This is a genomic window from Emticicia fontis, assembly GCF_054779675.1.
Genome location: NZ_BAAGXU010000064.1, coordinates 129,494 through 150,234, shown reverse-complemented (window position 1 = coordinate 150,234; position 20,741 = coordinate 129,494). Strand labels below are relative to the sequence as shown.

The window sequence follows — 20,741 nt, the reverse complement described above, 5'->3', positions numbered from 1 at the left end:
ATACAGGAAACATGGATTTGCTACGTTTTAAATTATTTTTGATTATTAAATTCAGGTCTTCATGCAGGATATTCGTAGCTAAAGGCCTATATACGACAGTTTTATTTTTCACGCTTTTAAACAACAACAAAATGACTACCGTAAATGTTTATCTCACTTTTGAAGGCAATTGCGAAGCAGCCTTTAACTTTTATAAATCAGTATTTGGTGGTGAATTTGCGAGTGTTAACAGATTTAAAGAAATGCCTCCGCAAGAGGGTATGGAAATGCCGGAAGAAGATGGCGATAAATTAATGCATATTAGTTTACCAATCAGCCAACAAGCTACTTTAATGGGATCTGATACGGGTGGGCAATGGGCAAGAAAAACAGTTTTTGGTAATAATTTTTCTTTATCTATCAATACTGATAGCAAGGAAGAAGCAGACCATTTATTTAATGAACTTTCGGCAGATGGCACGCAAACAATGCCTATGAACCAAACATTCTGGGGTTCGTATTATGGTATGCTAACAGATAAATTTGGCATTAACTGGATGATTAGTTTTGATGCTAAGGCGGCTCACTAAAAAGTCTCCATTCTTAATATAAACAATGCCGAAGCTTAATCTTCGGCATTGTTGTTTTATTAAATCCCAAACAATTGCTAAATTTAGAACAGGATTATCTGTTGCGAAATAGACCATTATCTATAAAAACTTAATTATTGATGAAAACAAAACTATCAGATACAGAACTTGTAATTGAACATATCAAAAAACTTGAGCCAGCAATAGCCGAAATTGTTGAAGCTTTACGGCAAATCATTTTGAGTACCGATGCCGAAATCGGCGAGCGAATTAAATGGAATAATCCGAGTTTCTATTATTCTGGCCCTATGCAGGAGTTTGACCCGAAGGAATATAAAAGAGAATTGATTGTGATGAATCTTTTTAAGGGCCGAATCATGCTTGTGTTTCCGAGTGGTGATAAAGTTGATGATAAATCAGGGTTTCTTCAAGGTGATTTTAAAGATGGCAGACGGACCATTATTTTCAGAGATTTAGCTCACGTGCAGGAGAAACAAGGTGAATTGCAGCAGGTAATTAAGAATTGGTTGGATTTGGTGGAGAGATGAGATAAATGTACAATATTTTCTATTGTAGTTTAAATAAACCTTGTTTATTTTGCTATCAAATGATATTGGGTTTTGCAGTTTAATTATATACGCTGGATTAAAAAAGACTTCCCAACCTGCTATCTATCTTAGCCATCCCAATAAGCATCTTTCAAAATTATTCTCTTTCTATTGATTTAGAAGCAAACCTATGAAAAAAACACTATTTACTTTTATCTTATTGCTGACTCTTTTGCATCAGGAAGCAATATCTCAGTCAATTAGCATTAATTCTGCTAACAATTATCTATGCACAGGAAATACATTTAAAATTACTTTTAGCTCTTCCGGTGTCGATGCAGACAAACTTAGTTTAGAAATTGGGGTAAAAGGTGCACAAAGCTTTATGAAATTAAATACCCAGCGCAATGGAGATACACTTAGCGCGGTAGTTCCTCAAAACATTCAAGAATTTAACCATATCGGCCTTAATAGTCGCTATCTGATAAGAATAAGTTCAAGTTCGCCATTAGTTAAAAGCGATACACGCGAAGTTGATATGCTGGATAAAATAAATTTCAAACTCTCCGGTCAGATTGCAATTGGTCCTTATGAAAACACAATACTGACACCAATAGTATCAGGTAAACTTCCATATATAGTAAAGTTTTCGAATGGCATGGAAGCAAGAGTTGACAATAATACACCAATAACAGTATCACCTGTTAAAGAAACAGTCTATACTCCTGTCTCGGTCATTAATACTTGCGGTTCAGGTGAAGTATCAGGAAGCCAGACTGTGATTGTGCAACCCATAGGTTTAAGGATATCTTCTACCAATCTGCCATTGGGTTATTGTGCAGGCGGTTTTTTCTATGTCAATATTATCAAATCAGCTCCATTTAATAAAGACAATCATTTTACAGTTCAGCAGAAAGATAATAATAATAATTATAATGATTGGGAGACCACTATGGTAAATGATACTTTATTGAAGGTACGTGTGCCAGATAATATGCCAAATCAGGGAGTCAATTATTTAAGAGTTGTTGGTACCAGCCCTTCTATTATAAGCCGGGATTTCCCCGTTCAAACCGTAATCATAAAACGTTCTGTAAAGCTAATCCCCACCAGGATTACTGAAAAAAACAGGCCCTATTTCAGTATGCAAGGTTCTACAGTTGGCGGGAGTTCTGTTACCTTATCTAACGGAATCACTTATAGCTCATTAGATTGGGTTTATGAGTATGATTATCTCATGCCAAGCAACGAAACTCAGACTTATACGATTACCAAAGCAGAAGATGCCTGTGGAGCCATTCCGCTTGACGAAAACACAGGTTCGTTTACGGTAAAGAAGATTCCTGACGTGTCTATTTTTATTACAACAGGCAGTGTCTCTATTTGTGAGGGAGTCAGAACGCCTATAAACATACCTGTTTTCTTCGGTCAGAATGTAGAAGAGAATGGTGATTTTAAGCTGGAATTTTCTTCAGGAGATTCGTGGAATGATGACCCTGAAGAAGTGGTAACTGCCCGACTTTCATCAGATAAAAAGACTCTCATTGCTGATTTCCCTAATGAATTCTATAAGCGCTATGAAAATCCTTCTGCTCCACGTTTTTTTTATGGAAAAATCTACAATGAAAAGCTTAATATTATTAGCGGAGCATTCTCTTTTAATATTAATAGACTTCCAAAAGCCAGCTTTTGTTGTAATTCAAGCGTAACAATCCCCAGCAGAAAACTGGTCGAATTAACTCCTGAACTTTCAGGTGGAGGCCCATATACCATCGAGCTAAACGATGGTAACGTTAATACTATCAACCAGTATAACACCATTTACAATACGCTTAATGTATATCCTACTAAAACTACAGAATATACAATTAAAAGTGTGACGAATGTTTGTGGTACCCAAACCTCTAGTAGTGGTACATTTACAGTTCAGGTCTCTAACCCTACTGATTTTAATATAGAAATGAGCAAGCCAGTGGCAGATAAAATCTGTGTGGGTAATAGTATGCCTTTTAGCTTCGAAATTATCGGATCGGCACCTGCTGAAACCAAATATCGTGTAGAACTGGTAGATCATTATAGTTCGTATTCCACACCTGTGGTCTTGGGAACAGGAACTTCAAGCCCAATAACTGTAAACTTCCCGGCTGACATGGGTTTCTATGGGCGTGAAGGAGATGTCAATTTCGATGGTAAATCTATCCGGATTACCACAGAAGATGGCAAAGTTGTGAGTAATGCCCACCGTTTTTTTATCAGAAGCACGCCAACAGCATCCATTTATGTACCTCAATCTGCACCTGTTGCCACTTTCGGAGGTAGCATAAGTGTACAGTTATCAGGTGGCGAACCTTTTTATTATTCAATCAATAACGGGCCTGAAAAATTTTTTGTATCAAATACGTATTTATTAGCGAATTACTTTCGGTATAAAGAATCTGATTCTTATTCAAATAATCTTCAGGAGCCGGGTGAGTACAGAATAACATCTGTCAGAAATGAATGTGGAACAGGTAAAATAACAGGCGATAAACTCGATGTGATGCCTTTTGCCATTTCGTTGGATAAGAACTCTCCAATATTTAATAGTTGCCTTGGAGGGACGTATCCTATTTCCTATTCGGTAAAGGGAATAAACAAGGCTGGAACTTTAAAAGCCGTATTGTTTAATGGGGATGCCGTATTGAAAGAACTGGAGGTTGTACAACAGGGTAATCCTTTATGGGTAAAATACCCGTCAGACCTTCGTGAAGGCAGATATTCTTTAGGTTTGATTGAGCAAAATTATGGTGTAGGAAGTAACAGGCTGGAAATTGCTTTATTTCCTACTCCTACCGGCAAAATAACTACCAGAGATGGTGGCAATTTAGGCTTGATTGATCCGACTTATGACTCTTATAGTTGTATCAGGCTTACTGCTAATACAAACTGTGACGCTTGGGTAGAAAACGCTCCTACTGTCTGGTCGTATCTTTACTCGGATAATTGTGTTACGGTAAAACCTACACAATCATCTACGATTTACACGCTGAAAAAATTAATTAATATGTGTGGGTACATTGATACGGAAAGTAGTGTAAGAGTAGATTTCAAACCATATATCAAAATCTTAAGTAAAAATAAGAATTATTGTTCAGGTTCAGATGTTTCGTTTCAGTTTGATGCGAAGGGCGTATACTCTGATGCAAATGAATTTGTGATAAGCCTGAAAAGCGTTAACAAATCATGGGAATTGCGTCGACAAAAAGAGTTGAATTTTAATGGAGCGCTTAAACTGCCAGTTGATCTTCAGATAGGTCAATATGATTATTATGCTATCGAAGTACGTTCAACCGATTTTTCTGATATTACACAAACATTTGATATTAAACTAGCCTCAAAACCAAGTGCTGAAATTATTGATGGAAGCACGATTATTAATCCCGGAGACAGAACTATTATCCCTACTAAATTATCAGGAATTAATGGCAATGCTACTTTGGCTTTTACAAACGGAGATACTTACGTTGTGTCTGATAATTATGGACCAATATTGGTAAATTATACTAATACCACAGTTCTAGAGCTGATGAGCATAACGAATGCTTGTGGAGCCGAGCCTGGAAAAGGTAAATTTACAGTATATGTTAACCCCGCAAGTACTAAAACAATTAATACTACCCTTCTTACTCAAAACGTTTGTAAAGGAGGGAAAGTCTGGATAATACCTGTAATTCAGGGCATTAATGCGCCAATAAAACTTCAGGTTCAACTCTCTGATGAAAAAGGTGGGAATTTTAAAGATATTCCAACGGAAAAGATTCCAGGTACAGAACAGCTATATGGTACAATTCCTGAAAACGTAGTTGAGGGCGTTAATTATCGTCTCAGGGTTGTTGCACCTGATGATAACGAGGTACAAAGTTCTGCAACATTGAGCTCCATTCTTATAAAAGATAATTTTGTATTAACTATAACGCCTTCTAAGCCCTATTATTCGGATAACGCTCCTGCTCAAATCAAATTTGAATTAACCGGAAACAGTCCCTGGAATATCGTTTACGGAGATACTTTGGGAAATTATAGAACAACGATCAGAGCAGATGTTAGCCCCTATAACCTGTATTTAAGGTCATCAAATGGCAATGCTTATTTTAAAGTTTTTTCGGTTCGTAATCCAGATTGTGATGCGGGAATCATCAGAGGAACCAATCCATTCAGAATTGAATTATTAACTCCAGTAGAAAACGAAATTACGCCAGTACTCCTGTATCCTAATCCAACGGAAGCAGGCTTACAAATTAAATCTGAAAGAGCCATTGAAAAGGTTTTAATAAGAGATACCTCAGGTAAATTGGTGAAAAGTATTTTAAAGAATCCGGAAGATGGCGTAATTGATGTATCTGATATACAATCGTCAGTATTGATTGTAGAGGTATTTGTTAAAGGACGAGTTTATACTTATAAAGTGGTTAAATTATAGTACAACAAACATGAACAACCCTAAAAAAAGAATATTCCTATGAATACAAAAGTAATAGCTTTGTTTACGGCATTGGCGCTTATGTCAATACTGTGCAGTTTTGTAGCACTATATCCATCTGGAGACAAAACACAAGAGAAAAAAATAGCAAGCAAGATTGTTTACGACAAGAAAAAACACAGCATAACCTTATCATGGCCGGCTTTCGGTTCTTCAGGAGATTATGTAATCACAAGAGGAGGCAGTCGTTTGGCATCAGATTTTGTGTCGGTGGGGTCTACTTCTAAACTGACATTCACAGATAAGAAGCCCAATGCAAACAAGTACGAAAATTATTATAAAATTACCCGTGATACTATAAGCCTATTACTTTCACTAGAAAACCAGATTTTTGGCGACAACGTGTATTTCTACGATAGAAAATATGAAAAAGCTGAAACGGCACGAAACGAAATTAATTCACAGTTTCTCACCTGTGGTCTGGCTGGTGTAAATGGAGAGTGGACAACTAAACGTCAGGCTTATTATTTGAAAGCAAATATCAATGGCCAGACTTACGATTCGGGTGGTTCGGGTTCGGCATCATCGGCAGAGGCTAATTCAATAGAACTAGGATTCTACTCGCATATCGGCGGTTTGGGCAAAACACCTACTGAAGTTAAATTGGGTTCTGTGTTTACAAGACCTCACCTTTCGGGTGGCGCTAATGCGACGTGTACATTCTGGCGTTCGATGGAAAATGTGACTGTGATGCGTGATTTTGCCTGGACAGTTTCACAATCAACCAGTGCCAGAAGAATGCAGATTGAAAGCACATCAAAGTATATTTCTGATGTGGGAAGCAACAACTTCTGGGGGAGCGGTGGTTTTATTGCCGACAGCCGTTATACCGCATCCAGACCCAACTGGGGTGGACAACAACAATGGTATACCAGAAATACTAATTTCCCAGCAGGTTCAGGAACTATGGGTGGTTCGTATAATATGGTCTGGCAGGGATGTGTCAATGCTCCAGAAGCCAATGATGCCAACTCTCCTATCTCTACAACACCTATTATCAGAGAAAAACCTTTTCTTTTTATAGATAAAGATGGTGAGTACAAGGTATTTGTGCCTGCATGGCAGAAAGACAGAGTGGGTGTTTCATGGTCAGAAACAGATATGGGTAAAGGCAAAATTCAGGATTTGCTTACCGACTGGTATGTTGCAAAAGAAGGAGATACTGAGGTGGAAATCAATAATGCCCTGAAAGTTGGAAAAAATATTTTCTTCACTCCGGGACATTATGCCCTGAATGCACCTATTCAGGTGAATAGAAAAGATGCCATATTGCTTGGTGCAGGTATCGCTTCGGTAACGTTAGAACCTACTGAGAAAAATACATGGGGATGTATTTATGTTGACGACAAAGATGGAATTATCGTTGCCGGGCTTTTGATGGATTCATTCAATAGCACTACTTATCAGATAAGAGTTGGGAATGAAGGAGCAAAAGCAGACCATTCTTCCAATCCTATCCTACTCACAGATATTACTTGCCGGGTTGGTGGTGTGCAATCAAAAAATATTCAGATACATACTTCTATGCAAATTAACAGTAACCATGTGGTGGGCGACCACTTCTGGTTATGGCGTGCTGATCATGGGTCACAACGGGGTGGGAATTTACGCTGGACAAGAGACAGATGTAAAAACGGGCTTATGGTGAATGGTGACGATGTGACACTTTATGGGTTATTTACCGAACACTATCAGGAATATGAAGTGCTATGGTTGGGTGAGCGTGGCAGAACCTATTTCTTACAAAACGAACCGCCCTATGATGCACCAAATCAGGTAAGCTGGAGCAGTCAGGGTGGCAAAGTTGATGGTTATGCCGCATATAAGGTGGCTAATACTGTAAAAGAACATCAGGGTATCGGTATGGGTTCTTACGCGGTTTTTACAGGTACTGATGGCAAAGTGAATAAGAGCAATGGCTTTGAAATACCGAATAGCCCGAATGTGAAACTCGAAAAAATGTGTATCACTCGTTTTGCAGGTCCGGGTCAAATCCAGAATGTTATCAATGGCATTGGTGGTAGTACCGCAACCGGTGTAAAACGTGTGGCCTTATACAACAATAGTGGAGGTACACAACCTTATGATGAAACATTTGATTTGCCTAATAAAGAGTCATATCCTGCTTATATTGTTATGGAGAAGTAAGTATCTTTGAGACAAAGAAAAACTCTGAAGATTGATTGGTCTTCAGAGTTTTTTTATTTAAAAACAAATTGCATAAACCAAACCATAAAAGCTGGTTAAAATCAATTATCCTGAAAATCTTCTAATTACTAAATGGCTAAAACGAAAAGTAAGTATAATAACACTGGTTGGATGAAATAGGTTTAAAGGCCTTAATATATCGTCCCTACAGGACTTCGCTTTTAAGAATGCTGATTTTTTCTACCGATATATCGTCCCTCTGGGACTTAAAAATATCCCATAAGGATGCTATATCGGTAGAAAAAATCAGCATTTCATAGAACAGTATCCCGTAGGGATAATATATTTTTAATTTCATCCAACAGGTTAATAACCTCTTAAAAGACATCTAATCAAGGGGAATTTAGGGCAAACCAATTGAAGTTCGTTGGGTGCAATTTATGTGGATAACTTTTTTTCAGAAATGTGTGCAAAAAAGGCGAAAATCCAGATTAATATGCTTTTAACATTTTAAATCATAGCTTATGATACAAGAACAGGTTATTAGTCAAATTCTCCACGAAATTATTACTATATCAACCTCCTATAAAAGAGTTGATAAAGCTAACGGAGGTAGTTTTAATATATTTTCAGTTCTAAACATAGAAAGAGATGAGGTTACTACACATTCCCGTTTTATTGCTGAACTATTAAATCCAAAAGGCTTTCATGCTCAAGGAAGTATATTTTTACAAAAATTTATTGCGCAAGTTTATGGGCATGAATCAGGCATTAATTTAGTAAACTTAAAATCTTCAAATATTAAAGTAGAAGTTGAGTACTTCATTGGTAATGTAACTGACGAAGAAGGAGGGCGACTTGATATTGTAGTATTTGAAGGCGGTGAGGCAAGAATTATGATAGAAAACAAAATTGATGCGCCTGAGCAACCAAACCAGTTACAACGCTATAAAAATAAATTTCCGGATATTCCAATCCTGTTTTTAACACTTGATGGTAAAGTGAGTAGATATGAAAATTTTAAAGAATATAAATGTATCTCTTACAAAGAAACAATTATAAATTGGTTAACAGAGTGCCGTAAAGAAATGGTCGAAGTACCAATACTCAGAGAAACGATTTCTCAATATATAAATCTCTTAAAAAAATTAACAGGACAAAACTCCAATACTGACATGAGTCTAGAAATCGCAAATAGAATATTAAAAGATGAAGCAAGTTTTGAAGCTTTTATAAAGCTTTATCAATCAAAACAGGAGATTCTAAAAAAAGTAATTAAAGATAGATTGACTCCTTTAGTCAAATCATTAGAAACAGATTTAAAGAATACTGAAATAAAATTGAATTATAGTGAGGAAAATATGCTCAAAGGTGGATGGAGTCATGCTTTTTTTTGGTTTTCAAGCCCCGAAATGACTAATATGAATATAAATTTGTGTTTTTCATTTGATGTTCAAAATGGTCATCAAAGGTTTATTTTTGGTTTTAGATATAATGACGATATCAAGAAACATAATATCCCTCAAGAAACATTAACAGCTCTGCTTCAAGAAAGGTTAAAAAAAGGGAAAGTTTGGTTTCTTTATAAATTCGTAGAGGAATATAATAACTGGGAAGACCTAGAAACATTACACAAAATATATTTTGATGCAGATAGTTTTAAGCAAACAATAAAAAGAATAGTTAATAGGATGCTAAACATTGTTAAAAGCCTTTAAGAAATAGACTACATTATGAGTTAATCTTGGTGATGTCTAAAATCACTTAGCAAAAATCACTCAAAATTGAGTGATTTTTGCAGGTTGAGCAAAGTCAAAATCCAGCCATAAATGCCTGTTTTAACTTTTCACTGTTTAAAATCTCCATTCCATTCTTAAGTTTTATATTGAGCTGATTACTAACCTTAAAGCACATCATCATTATTCACTCCTTTTTTCTTGGAAACATTTTCTTTTAGCTTGCCAAAATTCCAGATGATTCCCAATCTGAAATTCCGGATTTGAAATGTATTTATGTTTTCCGAGCGGAAATTGACATCCTTTTGTATGGTTCTTACAGTTGCGTATTTTGTAAAGAATCTGGCTGCAGCAACGGTAACGGTAATTTTATCTTTAAAAAGTTTATACGTGGGTGTAATATTATAAAACCATTGGCTCGACGTATATCCTTGTAAGCCGATAGGTGGTTTAAAATTCCCAACGAACGTAGAAATATTAAACTTTGGATTTACCTTAAAATTGTTCGAAATCCCAACAAAGCCCGATAGCCCACTATTCTGTTGCGCTAAATCAGAGCTATTTTTTATGTAAGTATAGCTCAGATTCGAATTGAAAGACATATTCCAGACTTTACTAAAATTCACATTAATATTTCCGTTCAAACTTAGCTGTGATTCTTTGCCAAGATTTTCGCTCACGGTGGTTGTTACCCCGGTTTCTTTGTTAAAACGGCTTATCTGAATGATCTTATTGTTGCTATAAGTACCCACTAAGGTTAACCCAGCAAATACTTTCCCCTTACTAAAGGTATTCTGGAGTGTAAGGTTATGAATCAGTTGCGGCTTCAATGTAGGATTGCCATAACTGATATTCAGTGTATCGTTATTATTAATAAATGGGTTCAGGTTATTGATAAACGGGCGTTGTATCCGCTGTCCATAGCTTAACACAAGCTTATAATCTTTTGTAAGTTGGGTAGAGGTCTGGATATTCGGAATCAGATTGGAATAGCTTTGCTTAACAGCCGTCTCAGTACCGTTAAAGTTTCCGTTTACTTCTGTATGTTCCATCCTGAGACCTACACGAATCGGGAATTTTCTTACTACAAAATTATAACTACCATATGCACTATATACCTGTTGCTGATAATTGAAACTATTTGTATTACCTGGCAATACGGTATACTCTTCCGTCGGGCGTGTTTTTATCAAACTTTCGTAGTCAGATGTGGCACTTCTCAGAATTAGCTTTAGACCCGTTTCTAATTTTTGCTTCCTTTTCATTGGAAGTATATAGTCGGTCTGTAAGGTTGTTTGTGTATTGTGCGCATAATTATTATTAATCATATATCGGTCAATCTCAGGGTTATCCTGATAACTATCCAGAAAACGATTGTTTTTCGTGTACTCGGTAAACAATTTTATTGAAAATTCTTTTTCGGGCATATCCTTGAATTTTTTGATAAAATCTGAACCGATATTATAATTCGGGTTATCATTTTTATTCTGCAAAGTGAGAAAACTTATGCTTGTAGAAGTCGGAAAAATAGTCTGAATATCTGTCGAGGTTGTCAGATTATTGAACCCACCTGCAACAGACCCATACACACTAATGGTCTTGCACTTATCTAAATCGTAGCTAATTTCTGCATTTCCAAAATTCTGAAACAATGTCTGCATAGTGATGCCATTTAAAATTCTACTGTTATAAGTCTGAGAATTAAATGCGTCTGTTTTTGAAGTGGCCAGTTGTGGTGGAAAAGGATTGCCCAGCAAGCCCAGTGCATTAAAGAAATAATTAACTGATACGCCAACCTTACCTTTTTTTAGATTAAAATTAAGATTACCAAATGTATTATGAAACGAACTCAGGGTGAGCGACGCATTTCCGTTATAGCCAATGATTTGTTTCTGAGTTACAATGTTAATGACACCTCCTACTCCTTCAGCATCATATTTTGCCGAAGGATTAGTAATTACTTCAATTTTTACAATGGTGGAACCGGGAAAGCTCTTTAATGCCTGCGAAACATTCTGAGAAAACATACCTGTTTCTCTGCCATTGAGTAAAATTTTGAAGTTCGACTGTCCATTGACAGTGATATTATCATTCCCATCCACTGAAACGAACGGGGTTTTGCGTAAAATGTCTAAAGCTGTTTCAGTTTTTGTAGAAGGATCAGCGTCGGTATTGAAGATTATTTTATCATCCGTTTGTTCAATCAACGGTTTTCTTGCTGTTACTGTTACAGCGCCCAAAGATTTTGTTGTTGAAACCAAGAGAATTGTTTGTAGATCTTTTGATTCATTATTTCTGATAGTTACCGAAATTCTCTTATCAGCATAGCCAATAAATGTGCAAAGAATAGTAAAAGAACCTGTATCAGTCGGAATGGAGAATTTTCCGACTTCATCGCTGAAAGTAGCTTTTACAGGCTGGGGAGCGTTGTTTTTAAAAAGGCTGATAGTTGCAAAAGGCAGGGGATTATTGGTGGTACTGTCTTTGAGCATACCCGTAATTGTGGTTGTTTGAGAAACAGCAAATAAGGGTATAGCAAAAAACAGACCCAGTAAAAGGTAATTTAAACTTTTCATAATTTACTTGTGAGTTAAAAGTTATAGCTTCTTTTTCATTCGCAAATATTGATGAAACAGATTAAATCAGGGTATTCAAAGGCTTGTCAAGTTTTTTCAAACTTGTGCAAGTTGGTGAATGGGGGCTTAAGCATTTAAAAACAAGATATTTTGTCGCAAATAGCCCTAAATTAGTCTTTTTTATACGCTATCAAATCCTGAAATGAACTCTATCTTTGTCGTATCAATAAATTTCAAACTAATCAAAACAGTTATGAAAAATTTATTTAAAACGCACAATCTTTCTCAATCACTACTACTAATTGCAATCGTTATGGCTACAGCATCTCTATCAAACGCACAACAACTCAAACCTACTAGCAGTGGCTACGCACCAGCTAATGGTACTAAAGTTTATTATGAAGTATATGGCGAGGGTAAGCCTATCGTCTTGCTACATGGCGCCTACTATACCATTCAGATGAATTGGGGGGAATTGATACCCGAACTGGCAAAAACAAGGAAAGTAATTGCTCTGGAATTGCAGGGACATGGGCATACCCCCTATTCGGACAGAAAATTATCACGAGCTACTTTAGCCAGTGATGTAGAGAAAGTAATGGACTATCTGAAAATTGACACCTCAGATATAGTCGGATATAGTTTTGGAGGGCAGGTAGCCTATCAGTTTGCGATTCAAAGCCCTAAACGATTGAGAAAATTGGTCATTATTTCTTCTGTATATAAAAGCGAAGGCTGGTTACCCGAAATAAACGATGTGTTTAAAATAATGAAGCCTGATTTTTTTGCAAATACGCCATTGCAAACCGCCTACGATGCTGTAGCACCGGATAAAACAAAATGGATTCCATTTCTGGAACAGATGATTGCTTCGGCTGGAGAGCCATTTAACATGGGTGACGAAAATATTGCCAAAATCACGGCTCCTGTATTAATCATTTCAGGAGACAACGATGGCATGGATAAAATTGAATTGGCAAAAACCTATCAATTGTTGGGAGGTGGTATTGCTGCCGGTTTTAAACCAATGCCAAAATCTCAACTGGCCATTGTTCCTAATCAAGACCATGTTGGCTTAATGACTCAGACAAAAACAATCTTCGGTTATTTAGATAGTTTTCTACAGTAAGCTATGTGATTAGATTTTGATTATTATGCGTTAACGCAGCCTCGACAGGAACTCTAGTCGGGGCTCGAAGTGAGACGTCGCACCGTCTGCGACCATCTGCGTGACAGGCAGCTATTCTAACCAACATCACTATCCGGAAATGCTATAACCCCAAAAAGCACTCATCTCTGAGTAGTTTTTGGGGGGCTGAATGGGGGTATAATAAATTGACTGTCAGTACATAACAAATTTTGCTTTTATCCCTGTAAAGGTTCAATATTTGTGTTTCTGTCGGGAAATTGTTTTTAATATGCCAGTACACTGGAAAAACAAATGATGAAAAATAATATTTAACCCTCCATCCACCGTAGAAAATCACTCGCTTTAGCTTTACTGACTACTATATTCTCCGGTGTCTTTGTATTAAGGAGTACTACCAGTTTTCTGGCAAAGTAATACTCTATTTCTCTGATAAATGTACGATTGATAATAAATTGACGATTTGCCCGATAAAACTGATTTGAATCAAGCATTGCTTCCAATTCATCAAGGGAATAGCTAATGCTTTGCTCTTTCCCTTCAAATAAGATAATGGTTTGATGATTAACTGAATAGAAAAAAGGAATAGAATGGATATTGACAGGAATAATTTTCTCGCGGAAATTAATTAAAATCGTTTGCTTTGCTGGTTTTTGTAATTGCTCAAAAAGTAATTGAAGTGATTGATTAGGTTGTAAATTCTGCTTCAGGTTCTGACATTTCTCTAACGCTTTTCTAACATCAGTTTCACTGAAAGGTTTCAGAAGATAATCAATACCATTCGCTCGAAAGGCCTGTAGGGCGTATTGGTCATAGGCAGTGCAGAAAATAATCGGGCAGGTCGGTGGTAATGAATTATAGATTTCGAAACTTAAGCCATCAGCAATCTGAATGTCTGAAAAAATCAGATCCGGAAAACCCACTTCTTCAAAATATTGTAATCCCGACTCTACTGAGTCAATTTTTTCCAGAATCCGATAATCAGGACTCATGTTTTTTATTATTTTTTCGAGATTAGCAGCCGTTTTAGGTTCATCTTCTATAATGACAATTTTCATAGAATAGGTATTTTAACTAAAAAATCGGTCTCGGATTGTCGTATATATAAGGATTTACCTACCAGAATATGGCATCGGTTATCCAGATTCTTTAATCCTATTTTTGTTGATTCTTCCAGATTTCTTTTTGGCTGAAAATTATTCTGCACTATCAAATAGTTTTGTTCTGCCGAGATTTTAATTGTCAATGGCTTGGCTCGTGAGATAACATTATGTTTTACAGCATTTTCAATAAGTAACTGTAAGGACATGGAGGGGATTTTCCGCTCAAATTCTTCCTGCCCTAAATTGATTTCAAGGTTAATATTTTCTTCAAAGCGACTTTTAAGCATGAAAAAATAAGCATTAGCCATTTTTAACTCTTCCCGAATAGTTACCAGATGAGATTCAGCGTTTTCAATTAAATACCTGTAAACTTCCGAAAGTTTTATGATATACTCCACACTGTTTTCGTCTTTCTCTTCTACCATTGCTTTGAGTGTACTGAACGAGTTAAACAGAAAGTGCGGATTAAGTTGTGCTTTTAGTTGTAATAACTGATTTTCAAGTTGATTTCGCTTTAATCGTTCGTTTTCTGCTTCTACTTCCTTGTATTTTCTAAAAATATTGGTTGAGTACAAAAAGGTAATTATTAACAAATTGGCAACAACTCCCCGAAAACCAATACCACTCTGCTTTATCCCTTTCAGTTCATAAAGTATACTCAGATATTTTGCCAGAAAAACCATTATATAATAAGCTAGAATGCTGGTGATTAGAATAATAAGTAAATAGGCAATTTGTTGAGTAGTTCTTTTAGATAAATAATTGAATAACTGTAAATTAATTAGCCAGAAGCAGACAGAAAAACCGAATATTCTTACAAAATCAATCATTATATTATAATAATGCAGATTGTCATTACGGATTACGCTTAGCACCAGATAGATAGAAGCAATACTCAGAGAGCTAAAAAAAATGATACGTATGTATATATTCTGATTGCTCATTATTGACTGATTATTTTACCATCTGACATTTCAATAGTCCGGTCTGATTTTGCTGCAAAATCGTTATCATGAGTAACTGCGATGATAGTCTGGTTTTTAGCGTGAGCTAATTCCTGAAAAATTTCAAATACAATCTCAGTATTTCTGCTATCCAGGTTACCGGTGGGTTCGTCGCCCATGATAATCAACGGGTCATTGATTAAGGCTCTGGCAATGGCTACTCGTTGCTGTTGCCCGCCCGAAAGTTTATTGGCAGGTTTTAAGGCCTGTTCTTTCATACCAAGCATGGCTAATTTTTCATAAGCCAGATATTCAATTTCTTCCTGGCTGCGTTTGCCCAATTTCAAGGCCGGAATCATCACATTTTTCAGACAACTAAATTCTTGCAAAAGATAATGGAACTGAAAGACGAAACCTATTTTTTCGTTGCGGATTTTTGCTAACTGGTCAGGCTTTTGATTAGTAACCAATTGATTATCTATATACAACTTTCCAGAATATTCAGTATCCATCGTAGACAGTATATACAATAGCGTTGATTTTCCACATCCTGATTTCCCTACCATAGTCAGAAATTCACCTTTTTTTACTTCAAAACCTACTTGATGCAAAACCTGAAACGCTATAGGGTCATAGAAGAATTTTTCGATATGTTCGGTTTTTAATGCCTGTTCCATCTTATTTCCTGAATATACTAACGGGGTCAACCTGAGCAGCTTTTCTGGCTGGTATAAACCCGGCTAAAAATGTAATTAAAAACCCAAAAACTACTCCCTGAAGAAATTTGAATGGTTCAAAGTGAATTGGGAAATACCCAATATCACCCCCTATATATACCTTCTGCAAAAGGTTTACCATAAGCAGGGCTACTAATACGCCTACAAACACCCCAATCATACCGATTATTATGGCCTGAATCACAAAAATCCGAACGACATCACGCCCCTCAAACCCCATAGCCTTCAAGATGGCTATATCATTTATTTTCTGGCTTACTGTCATGTTGAGAATAGTATAGATACCAAATCCGGCAATAATCAGAATCATTGTAGAAACAAACGTGATGATGATTTTACGCATCTTCGATGCCGCCATAAGTGTTTCGTTGGCACTTTCCCAATCCTCGGCTTTATAACCTACCAGAGCCGAAAGTCTGGGAGCCAGATGTTTAGCAAGCCGGGCATCCGTAGTACTTATATTAATGTCGGTGATATAGGCATTATTTTCTTTTAAAAGTTGCTGTGCGGCCATCAGATTTATATATGCTTTACTATCGTCTTCTTTTTTATTGTTTAACTGAAAGATACCGACTACTTTAAAAACCCGGCTTACCGATGCAGAAGATAATACACTGATATTATCTCCTATTTTTAAACTGAGTTTCTCTGAAATACCGCTACCTATTACTATGCCATTCAGATGCTGCTTTAAATCTTCGATTTTCCCTTCGACCATCGATGCTGAAATAGCAAACATCTGTTCGGCTTCAACAGGCATTATACCAATGGCTTTTACGGAAAGTTGACTTCTGCCAATGCTTAAAAATACATTCTGACTAACCTGTGGGGTAACAATGCTGATATTTTTCTGTTTTTTCAATAATGAGATGAGCTGGTTCGGGTTCAGAATCTGATTTTGCGTATTCCTGATTTTAGGATTGATGATGATTGGTAAACTATTGGTATCAGTACTTATAGGGGTACTTTTAGTGGGCTCGTTGTAAATGCGTATATGCGGAGAAACTCTGAAGATTGACTCATCAGACATTTTGCCGAATCCCGCCATCATCGAATTCATAAAAATATAGATTGCCATACCTAACAGAACCCCTAAAGCTGCCACGGCCGTGAGCTTCCGGTCGTTGTTGATATAAGTAAAGGCTATCTCTGAGCTAATTCCGGCCATTGATATTAAGGTTTTAAAGGAATAAGTACATCATTTTCGTTAAGCCCTGATACCACTTCTACATACTCATTTGATACAATACCTGTATTGATAACCTGAAGCTCTTTATGGTCTTTTATCTGTACTTTATTACCAAAACCCATCAATTCCCTTGGAATCACCAGTACATTTTTTCGTTGACTTATCTCAATATTGGCTTCTAATTGAGTACCCGAGACTCTGAAATCAGGCATTGCCATAAATACCGCCTTACAGATAAAAGATTGGGTTGATTCGTCGAAAGTGGGTTGTATTTCTGCAACTTTTGCTTCGAATACTTCATTGATATGTGTATTGAGGCGAACCAGCATTTTTTGACCTATTCTGATTTTTGCAATATTAGATTCATCAATATTTATTTGTGCGATTGTAGAGCTTACATTGCCAATAGTGGCAATTATGTCTCCTTTTCGTACAAAATCACCCGTTTGCTTATAGCGTTTAAGTACTGTACCACTGGCAGGAGCTTTCACCTGGTTATAAGCCAGATTAGTCTCATTTATCTCATAATTATTTTTCTGCAATAGCATCTGCTGTTGCGCCTGCTGTTTCAGGTTTTTATATTGTTCTTTGAGCGCATTAAGATTACTCAATGAGTTCTGTGCGGCTATTATCGTATTTTCGTATTCTATGCGGGCAATGCTATTACTCTTCAGAAGAAGTTCATATCGCTCCTGCTGCTTAATATCTTGTTGGTACTTCTTCTCTGCAAAATCTATGTTAGCACTTAACTGTTTCATAGCCGGCGAATCATCCGTCAGGTTATAGTTGGCAATAGCTAATTGTTCGGCTGCTACGCGGGTATTGATCATATTGGTTTGATTATCAATTACTGCCAGAGTCTGATTGCTATTTACTCTGTCATTTTCTTTAAAACTTACCTTACTCAAATATCCGTCTACTTGTGCCACCAGATTGTAACGTTCATCAGCCTGTAAGGTACCTGTGGCAAAAACATACTCCGTAATGTTCCTTCGGATTGGTCGGACTTCTTCCGTCTTAGTACAAGCTCCCAGGATGAGGAGCTGTATTAGCAGCAGAAGAATTGCTTTTTTTGTTATACGTTCCATTATTTTTCGCCAACAACTTCATATTGTAGTCCTTGATTCGTTTCTATAAGTTTATATATAGTATCGTTAAATTCGTAGAATACTTTTCCTTCTATGGTTACTTTCTCAGCCTCTTCGGGTAGTTTCGGAACAATTGCGCCAACAGGTGCTTCTGCAACCTCATAATCTCTCCCCTTTTTTGCGTAATAGATACCCTCAAAATAATAGTAATTAATGCCACTCAACTGGAAATAAAAGTAATCTGGAGGGAGGATACTTATACGTAAGCCTCTCGGTGGTGCCACAACCACATAACGACCACCGATAAAATGGTAATACAAGCCTGCATGAACATAATAAGGTACGCTCTGATAATGAATAATCCGGGTTTCGGGGGGCATTACCCTTACCACACGTACTTTCGGAGCAGGCTCGACATAGACAACATTCTGATGCGGTTTACGCTTTACAACCACAACATCCCGATGTTGGGCAGACAGTTTAAAACCTGCAAGGCAAGTTATCAGCAGGCCAAATACTACTATTGACTTTTTCATATTAAAACATATTATTGATTTCTATTTTGTTTCTTGTAAAGTGAATGGCATTTCTGGCATTCAGCAGGTTTATCTCCTGAACAATCAGGTCGTTATGAGCCATTAAAAGTTTATCCAGGCTGAGAATATTTTCCTGATATTGATTTCGGCCCTTCTCAAAATTTTCAGATTTCAATGTAAGTACTCTTTGCTGATTCCGGTATTGGCTTACTGCTTTTTGATGCTCTAGTTCGAGTTGTGTGTTGACTGAATTAGATTGTAAAATGCTATGTTTCCGGTTAATCTCGGCTAACTGGCTATTGATCCGGGCAGTTTTATAAGCCGATAGTTTATTTACATTCGTCGGTAAGTCCCAGTTGATTCTTAATCCCCAATAATTGCTATTGATTAATTTTGAACTAGAATCAAAAAAATGGTTATTGCTGTTATTCTGCCAGGTAAAACCTGAGACAAACGAAAGGGTCGGTAACTGTTGCCATCTGGCGGCTTTTAACTCTGCTTCAAGAAACAGTTGCTGATAATTGAGTTGTTGTTCTGTTAACTTACCATCAGCAGCAAGGAATGTAAAATCGGTTTCCTCCTGATTTTCAGTAAATAGCAGGTGGATATTTTCATCGGTATCACATAAGGTTTTCAGAAGGTCATACTGTTGTTGAATCATATAATCAATTTGCTCAATTTTATCTTCTATATTGATTTTATTGATTTTTGCTTCGTTAACTTCTTGTTGTCTTAGTAGCCCCTGATTATACTTATTTTGTACGATTTGCAAAATAGTATCTGCAATCTGCTGGTTTTCTACAAACATCTGTTTTTGAGCATGGTAACCCATCAGATTATGATAGCAGGCATTCAGCTGGTCAAAAAGATTTTTTTCGGCAAGCCTGCCATTTACTTCAACTACTTTTTCATTGATACGTGCCGACTGAATACGGGCGTAATTTCCGGGATTAAGTATATCAAACTGGGGTGCAAGACTAAGGCTTGAAATATATCGCTGCCCCATTGTTACTTCCTTAAATGTCCCCTCTGGGCCTCCAAAAATTTCAGCAGGAATAAAACTTACCGGCTGTTTTGAATTATCTATGATTGATGCGGTAGTTGGTATTCGTGGGTTTATGACATTCCCAAAAGCTGTTTTGGTAGTTAGTCTGGCAAGCTCGGTCTGGATTCGATTATTGTCTTTGACATAACTTTTCTGCTTTGCATAATTGAGTAGCTCCTGCAGGTTTTTAATGGTTGCCTGCTGCGCCATGCCTTGCAAAAACGGAACAATACAAAATATACAGAATAAGACCTTTCTCATTTTACTCTTTTCCAGATTTTAGTATCGCTCATGACACCCACTTTACCAGTGACAGAAAGCGTGTTACCAGAAGTTAGTTTTAAGGAGCAAAGAATATATTGGTTTCTTTTGGGTAAATACCCTCTTCCCTCATAGGTTTTTCCGATGAATTTCAATTCGGTAAAAACTACCTTACCTACCAGATTGGCGTTGTTGTCTTCGATGATTTTACCTTCCAGATATGAGCCTGAATGATAGAATTCTACGGTTCGGTTTCCGGCTTCATTTTGCCAGGTACCTATAAGATTAAGCTCCTGATTTGGGAGGAATAAAGAAGATATGCCAAAGAAAATAATGACTACAAGCTGCTTCATGATTTTGTTTAATTTTCTACAAAATTATGAGGCAGCAATAACCTGAAGTACTTAGAATTTCTGAGACGGGCAAAATGGATACTGTGACGGGCAAGAGGTAAAATAACAAAATCTGATTGAGAGTTGCTTATTTACATTCAGCAATAAGAACGGCCTTTCAGCTTTGCTTCCAATCTATCAGCACCTTTGCCCGTTTCAGTTTCATTCTTGCCTGTTTCATAGGCTGATTGACTAAATGTCTC

The 20,741-nt window shown here is 36.8% G+C and carries 15 protein-coding genes; 6 read left to right on the top strand and 9 right to left on the bottom strand.

The window, feature by feature from the left end:
- The first annotated feature begins 131 nt into the window (after positions 1-131).
- The 5 genes from ACYVFA_RS24475 (at position 132) to ACYVFA_RS24455 (ending at position 9,502) form a co-directional block, all read left to right on the top strand.
- A complete protein-coding gene (locus tag ACYVFA_RS24475) occupies positions 132-569 on the top strand; it encodes a VOC family protein (RefSeq protein WP_460474488.1) in 438 nt (145 codons plus the stop codon).
- 140 nt (positions 570-709) lie between these two features.
- Positions 710-1,117, top strand: a complete 408-nt coding sequence (locus ACYVFA_RS24470) for a DUF1801 domain-containing protein (protein ID WP_460474487.1) — start codon at positions 710-712, stop codon at positions 1,115-1,117.
- A 190-nt stretch (positions 1,118-1,307) separates the two neighbouring features.
- A complete protein-coding gene (locus ACYVFA_RS24465) occupies positions 1,308-5,576 on the top strand; it encodes a T9SS type A sorting domain-containing protein (RefSeq protein ID WP_460474486.1) in 4,269 nt (1,422 codons plus the stop codon).
- 39 nt (positions 5,577-5,615) lie between these two features.
- Positions 5,616-7,784, top strand: coding sequence for a hypothetical protein (locus tag ACYVFA_RS24460; RefSeq protein ID WP_460474485.1), 2,169 nt, complete (start codon positions 5,616-5,618; stop codon positions 7,782-7,784).
- A 524-nt stretch (positions 7,785-8,308) separates the two neighbouring features.
- On the top strand, positions 8,309-9,502 hold the full coding sequence (locus tag ACYVFA_RS24455; protein WP_460474484.1) for a PDDEXK-like family protein: 1,194 nt from the start codon (positions 8,309-8,311) through the stop codon (positions 9,500-9,502).
- A gap of 185 nt (positions 9,503-9,687) precedes the next feature.
- On the opposite strand, the gene ACYVFA_RS24450 is transcribed toward ACYVFA_RS24455, so the two are convergent.
- Positions 9,688-12,096 (bottom strand): TonB-dependent receptor, encoded by a 2,409-nt coding sequence (locus tag ACYVFA_RS24450; RefSeq protein WP_460474483.1) that lies wholly within the window; start codon positions 12,094-12,096, stop codon positions 9,688-9,690.
- Between the two features lie 253 nt (positions 12,097-12,349).
- On the opposite strand from ACYVFA_RS24450, the gene ACYVFA_RS24445 reads away from it, so the two are divergent.
- Positions 12,350-13,225: an alpha/beta fold hydrolase gene (locus ACYVFA_RS24445; RefSeq protein WP_460474482.1), complete on the top strand. Its 876-nt coding sequence runs from the start codon at positions 12,350-12,352 to the stop codon at positions 13,223-13,225.
- Positions 13,226-13,554: 329 nt separating this feature from the next.
- Here ACYVFA_RS24445 and ACYVFA_RS24440 read toward each other — a convergent pair whose 3' ends face one another.
- The 8 genes from ACYVFA_RS24440 to ACYVFA_RS24405 are packed head-to-tail and all read right to left on the bottom strand — an operon-like array spanning position 13,555 to position 20,499.
- Positions 13,555-14,301, bottom strand: a complete 747-nt coding sequence (locus tag ACYVFA_RS24440) for a LytR/AlgR family response regulator transcription factor (protein WP_460474481.1) — start codon at positions 14,299-14,301, stop codon at positions 13,555-13,557.
- Entirely contained in the window at positions 14,298-15,290 is a 993-nt protein-coding gene (locus tag ACYVFA_RS24435; RefSeq protein ID WP_460474480.1) for a sensor histidine kinase, read from the bottom strand. The genes ACYVFA_RS24440 and ACYVFA_RS24435 overlap by 4 nt, the downstream gene beginning before the upstream one ends.
- Positions 15,290-15,967 (bottom strand): ABC transporter ATP-binding protein, encoded by a 678-nt coding sequence (locus ACYVFA_RS24430; protein WP_460474479.1) that lies wholly within the window; start codon positions 15,965-15,967, stop codon positions 15,290-15,292. The genes ACYVFA_RS24435 and ACYVFA_RS24430 overlap by 1 nt, the downstream gene beginning before the upstream one ends.
- Position 15,968: 1 nt before the next feature.
- Positions 15,969-17,195 (bottom strand): ABC transporter permease, encoded by a 1,227-nt coding sequence (locus tag ACYVFA_RS24425; protein WP_460474478.1) that lies wholly within the window; start codon positions 17,193-17,195, stop codon positions 15,969-15,971.
- A gap of 5 nt (positions 17,196-17,200) precedes the next feature.
- Complete coding sequence (locus ACYVFA_RS24420; RefSeq protein WP_460474477.1) at positions 17,201-18,304, bottom strand: efflux RND transporter periplasmic adaptor subunit; 1,104 nt, start codon at positions 18,302-18,304, stop codon at positions 17,201-17,203.
- Positions 18,304-18,840 carry a DUF6515 family protein gene (locus ACYVFA_RS24415; protein WP_460474476.1) on the bottom strand — a complete coding sequence of 179 codons (537 nt, stop codon included), beginning with the start codon at positions 18,838-18,840 and terminating at the stop codon, positions 18,304-18,306. The genes ACYVFA_RS24420 and ACYVFA_RS24415 overlap by 1 nt, the downstream gene beginning before the upstream one ends.
- 1 nt (position 18,841) lies before the next feature.
- A complete protein-coding gene (locus ACYVFA_RS24410; RefSeq protein WP_460474475.1) occupies positions 18,842-20,146 on the bottom strand; it encodes a TolC family protein in 1,305 nt (434 codons plus the stop codon).
- Positions 20,143-20,499, bottom strand: a complete 357-nt coding sequence (locus ACYVFA_RS24405) for a DUF2147 domain-containing protein (RefSeq protein WP_460474474.1) — start codon at positions 20,497-20,499, stop codon at positions 20,143-20,145. Before ACYVFA_RS24405 ends, ACYVFA_RS24410 begins: the two co-directional genes overlap by 4 nt.
- Positions 20,500-20,741 lie beyond the last annotated feature (242 nt).

What these genes read in the sequence shown, in the direction of transcription:
- ACYVFA_RS24405 (WP_460474474.1), bottom strand. Translation starts at nt 20,499, where the DNA reads ATGAAGCAGCTTGTAGTCATTATTTTCTTTGGCATATCTTCTTTATTC.
- ACYVFA_RS24440 (WP_460474481.1), bottom strand. Translation starts at nt 14,301, where the DNA reads ATGAAAATTGTCATTATAGAAGATGAACCTAAAACGGCTGCTAATCTC.
- ACYVFA_RS24470 (WP_460474487.1), top strand. Translation starts at nt 710, where the DNA reads ATGAAAACAAAACTATCAGATACAGAACTTGTAATTGAACATATCAAA.
- ACYVFA_RS24410 (WP_460474475.1), bottom strand. Translation starts at nt 20,146, where the DNA reads ATGAGAAAGGTCTTATTCTGTATATTTTGTATTGTTCCGTTTTTGCAA.
- ACYVFA_RS24455 (WP_460474484.1), top strand. Translation starts at nt 8,309, where the DNA reads ATGATACAAGAACAGGTTATTAGTCAAATTCTCCACGAAATTATTACT.
- ACYVFA_RS24450 (WP_460474483.1), bottom strand. Translation starts at nt 12,096, where the DNA reads ATGAAAAGTTTAAATTACCTTTTACTGGGTCTGTTTTTTGCTATACCC.
- ACYVFA_RS24465 (WP_460474486.1), top strand. Translation starts at nt 1,308, where the DNA reads ATGAAAAAAACACTATTTACTTTTATCTTATTGCTGACTCTTTTGCAT.
- ACYVFA_RS24475 (WP_460474488.1), top strand. Translation starts at nt 132, where the DNA reads ATGACTACCGTAAATGTTTATCTCACTTTTGAAGGCAATTGCGAAGCA.
- ACYVFA_RS24430 (WP_460474479.1), bottom strand. Translation starts at nt 15,967, where the DNA reads ATGGAACAGGCATTAAAAACCGAACATATCGAAAAATTCTTCTATGAC.
- ACYVFA_RS24420 (WP_460474477.1), bottom strand. Translation starts at nt 18,304, where the DNA reads ATGGAACGTATAACAAAAAAAGCAATTCTTCTGCTGCTAATACAGCTC.
- ACYVFA_RS24435 (WP_460474480.1), bottom strand. Translation starts at nt 15,290, where the DNA reads ATGAGCAATCAGAATATATACATACGTATCATTTTTTTTAGCTCTCTG.
- ACYVFA_RS24460 (WP_460474485.1), top strand. Translation starts at nt 5,616, where the DNA reads ATGAATACAAAAGTAATAGCTTTGTTTACGGCATTGGCGCTTATGTCA.
- ACYVFA_RS24415 (WP_460474476.1), bottom strand. Translation starts at nt 18,840, where the DNA reads ATGAAAAAGTCAATAGTAGTATTTGGCCTGCTGATAACTTGCCTTGCA.
- ACYVFA_RS24425 (WP_460474478.1), bottom strand. Translation starts at nt 17,195, where the DNA reads ATGGCCGGAATTAGCTCAGAGATAGCCTTTACTTATATCAACAACGAC.
- ACYVFA_RS24445 (WP_460474482.1), top strand. Translation starts at nt 12,350, where the DNA reads ATGAAAAATTTATTTAAAACGCACAATCTTTCTCAATCACTACTACTA.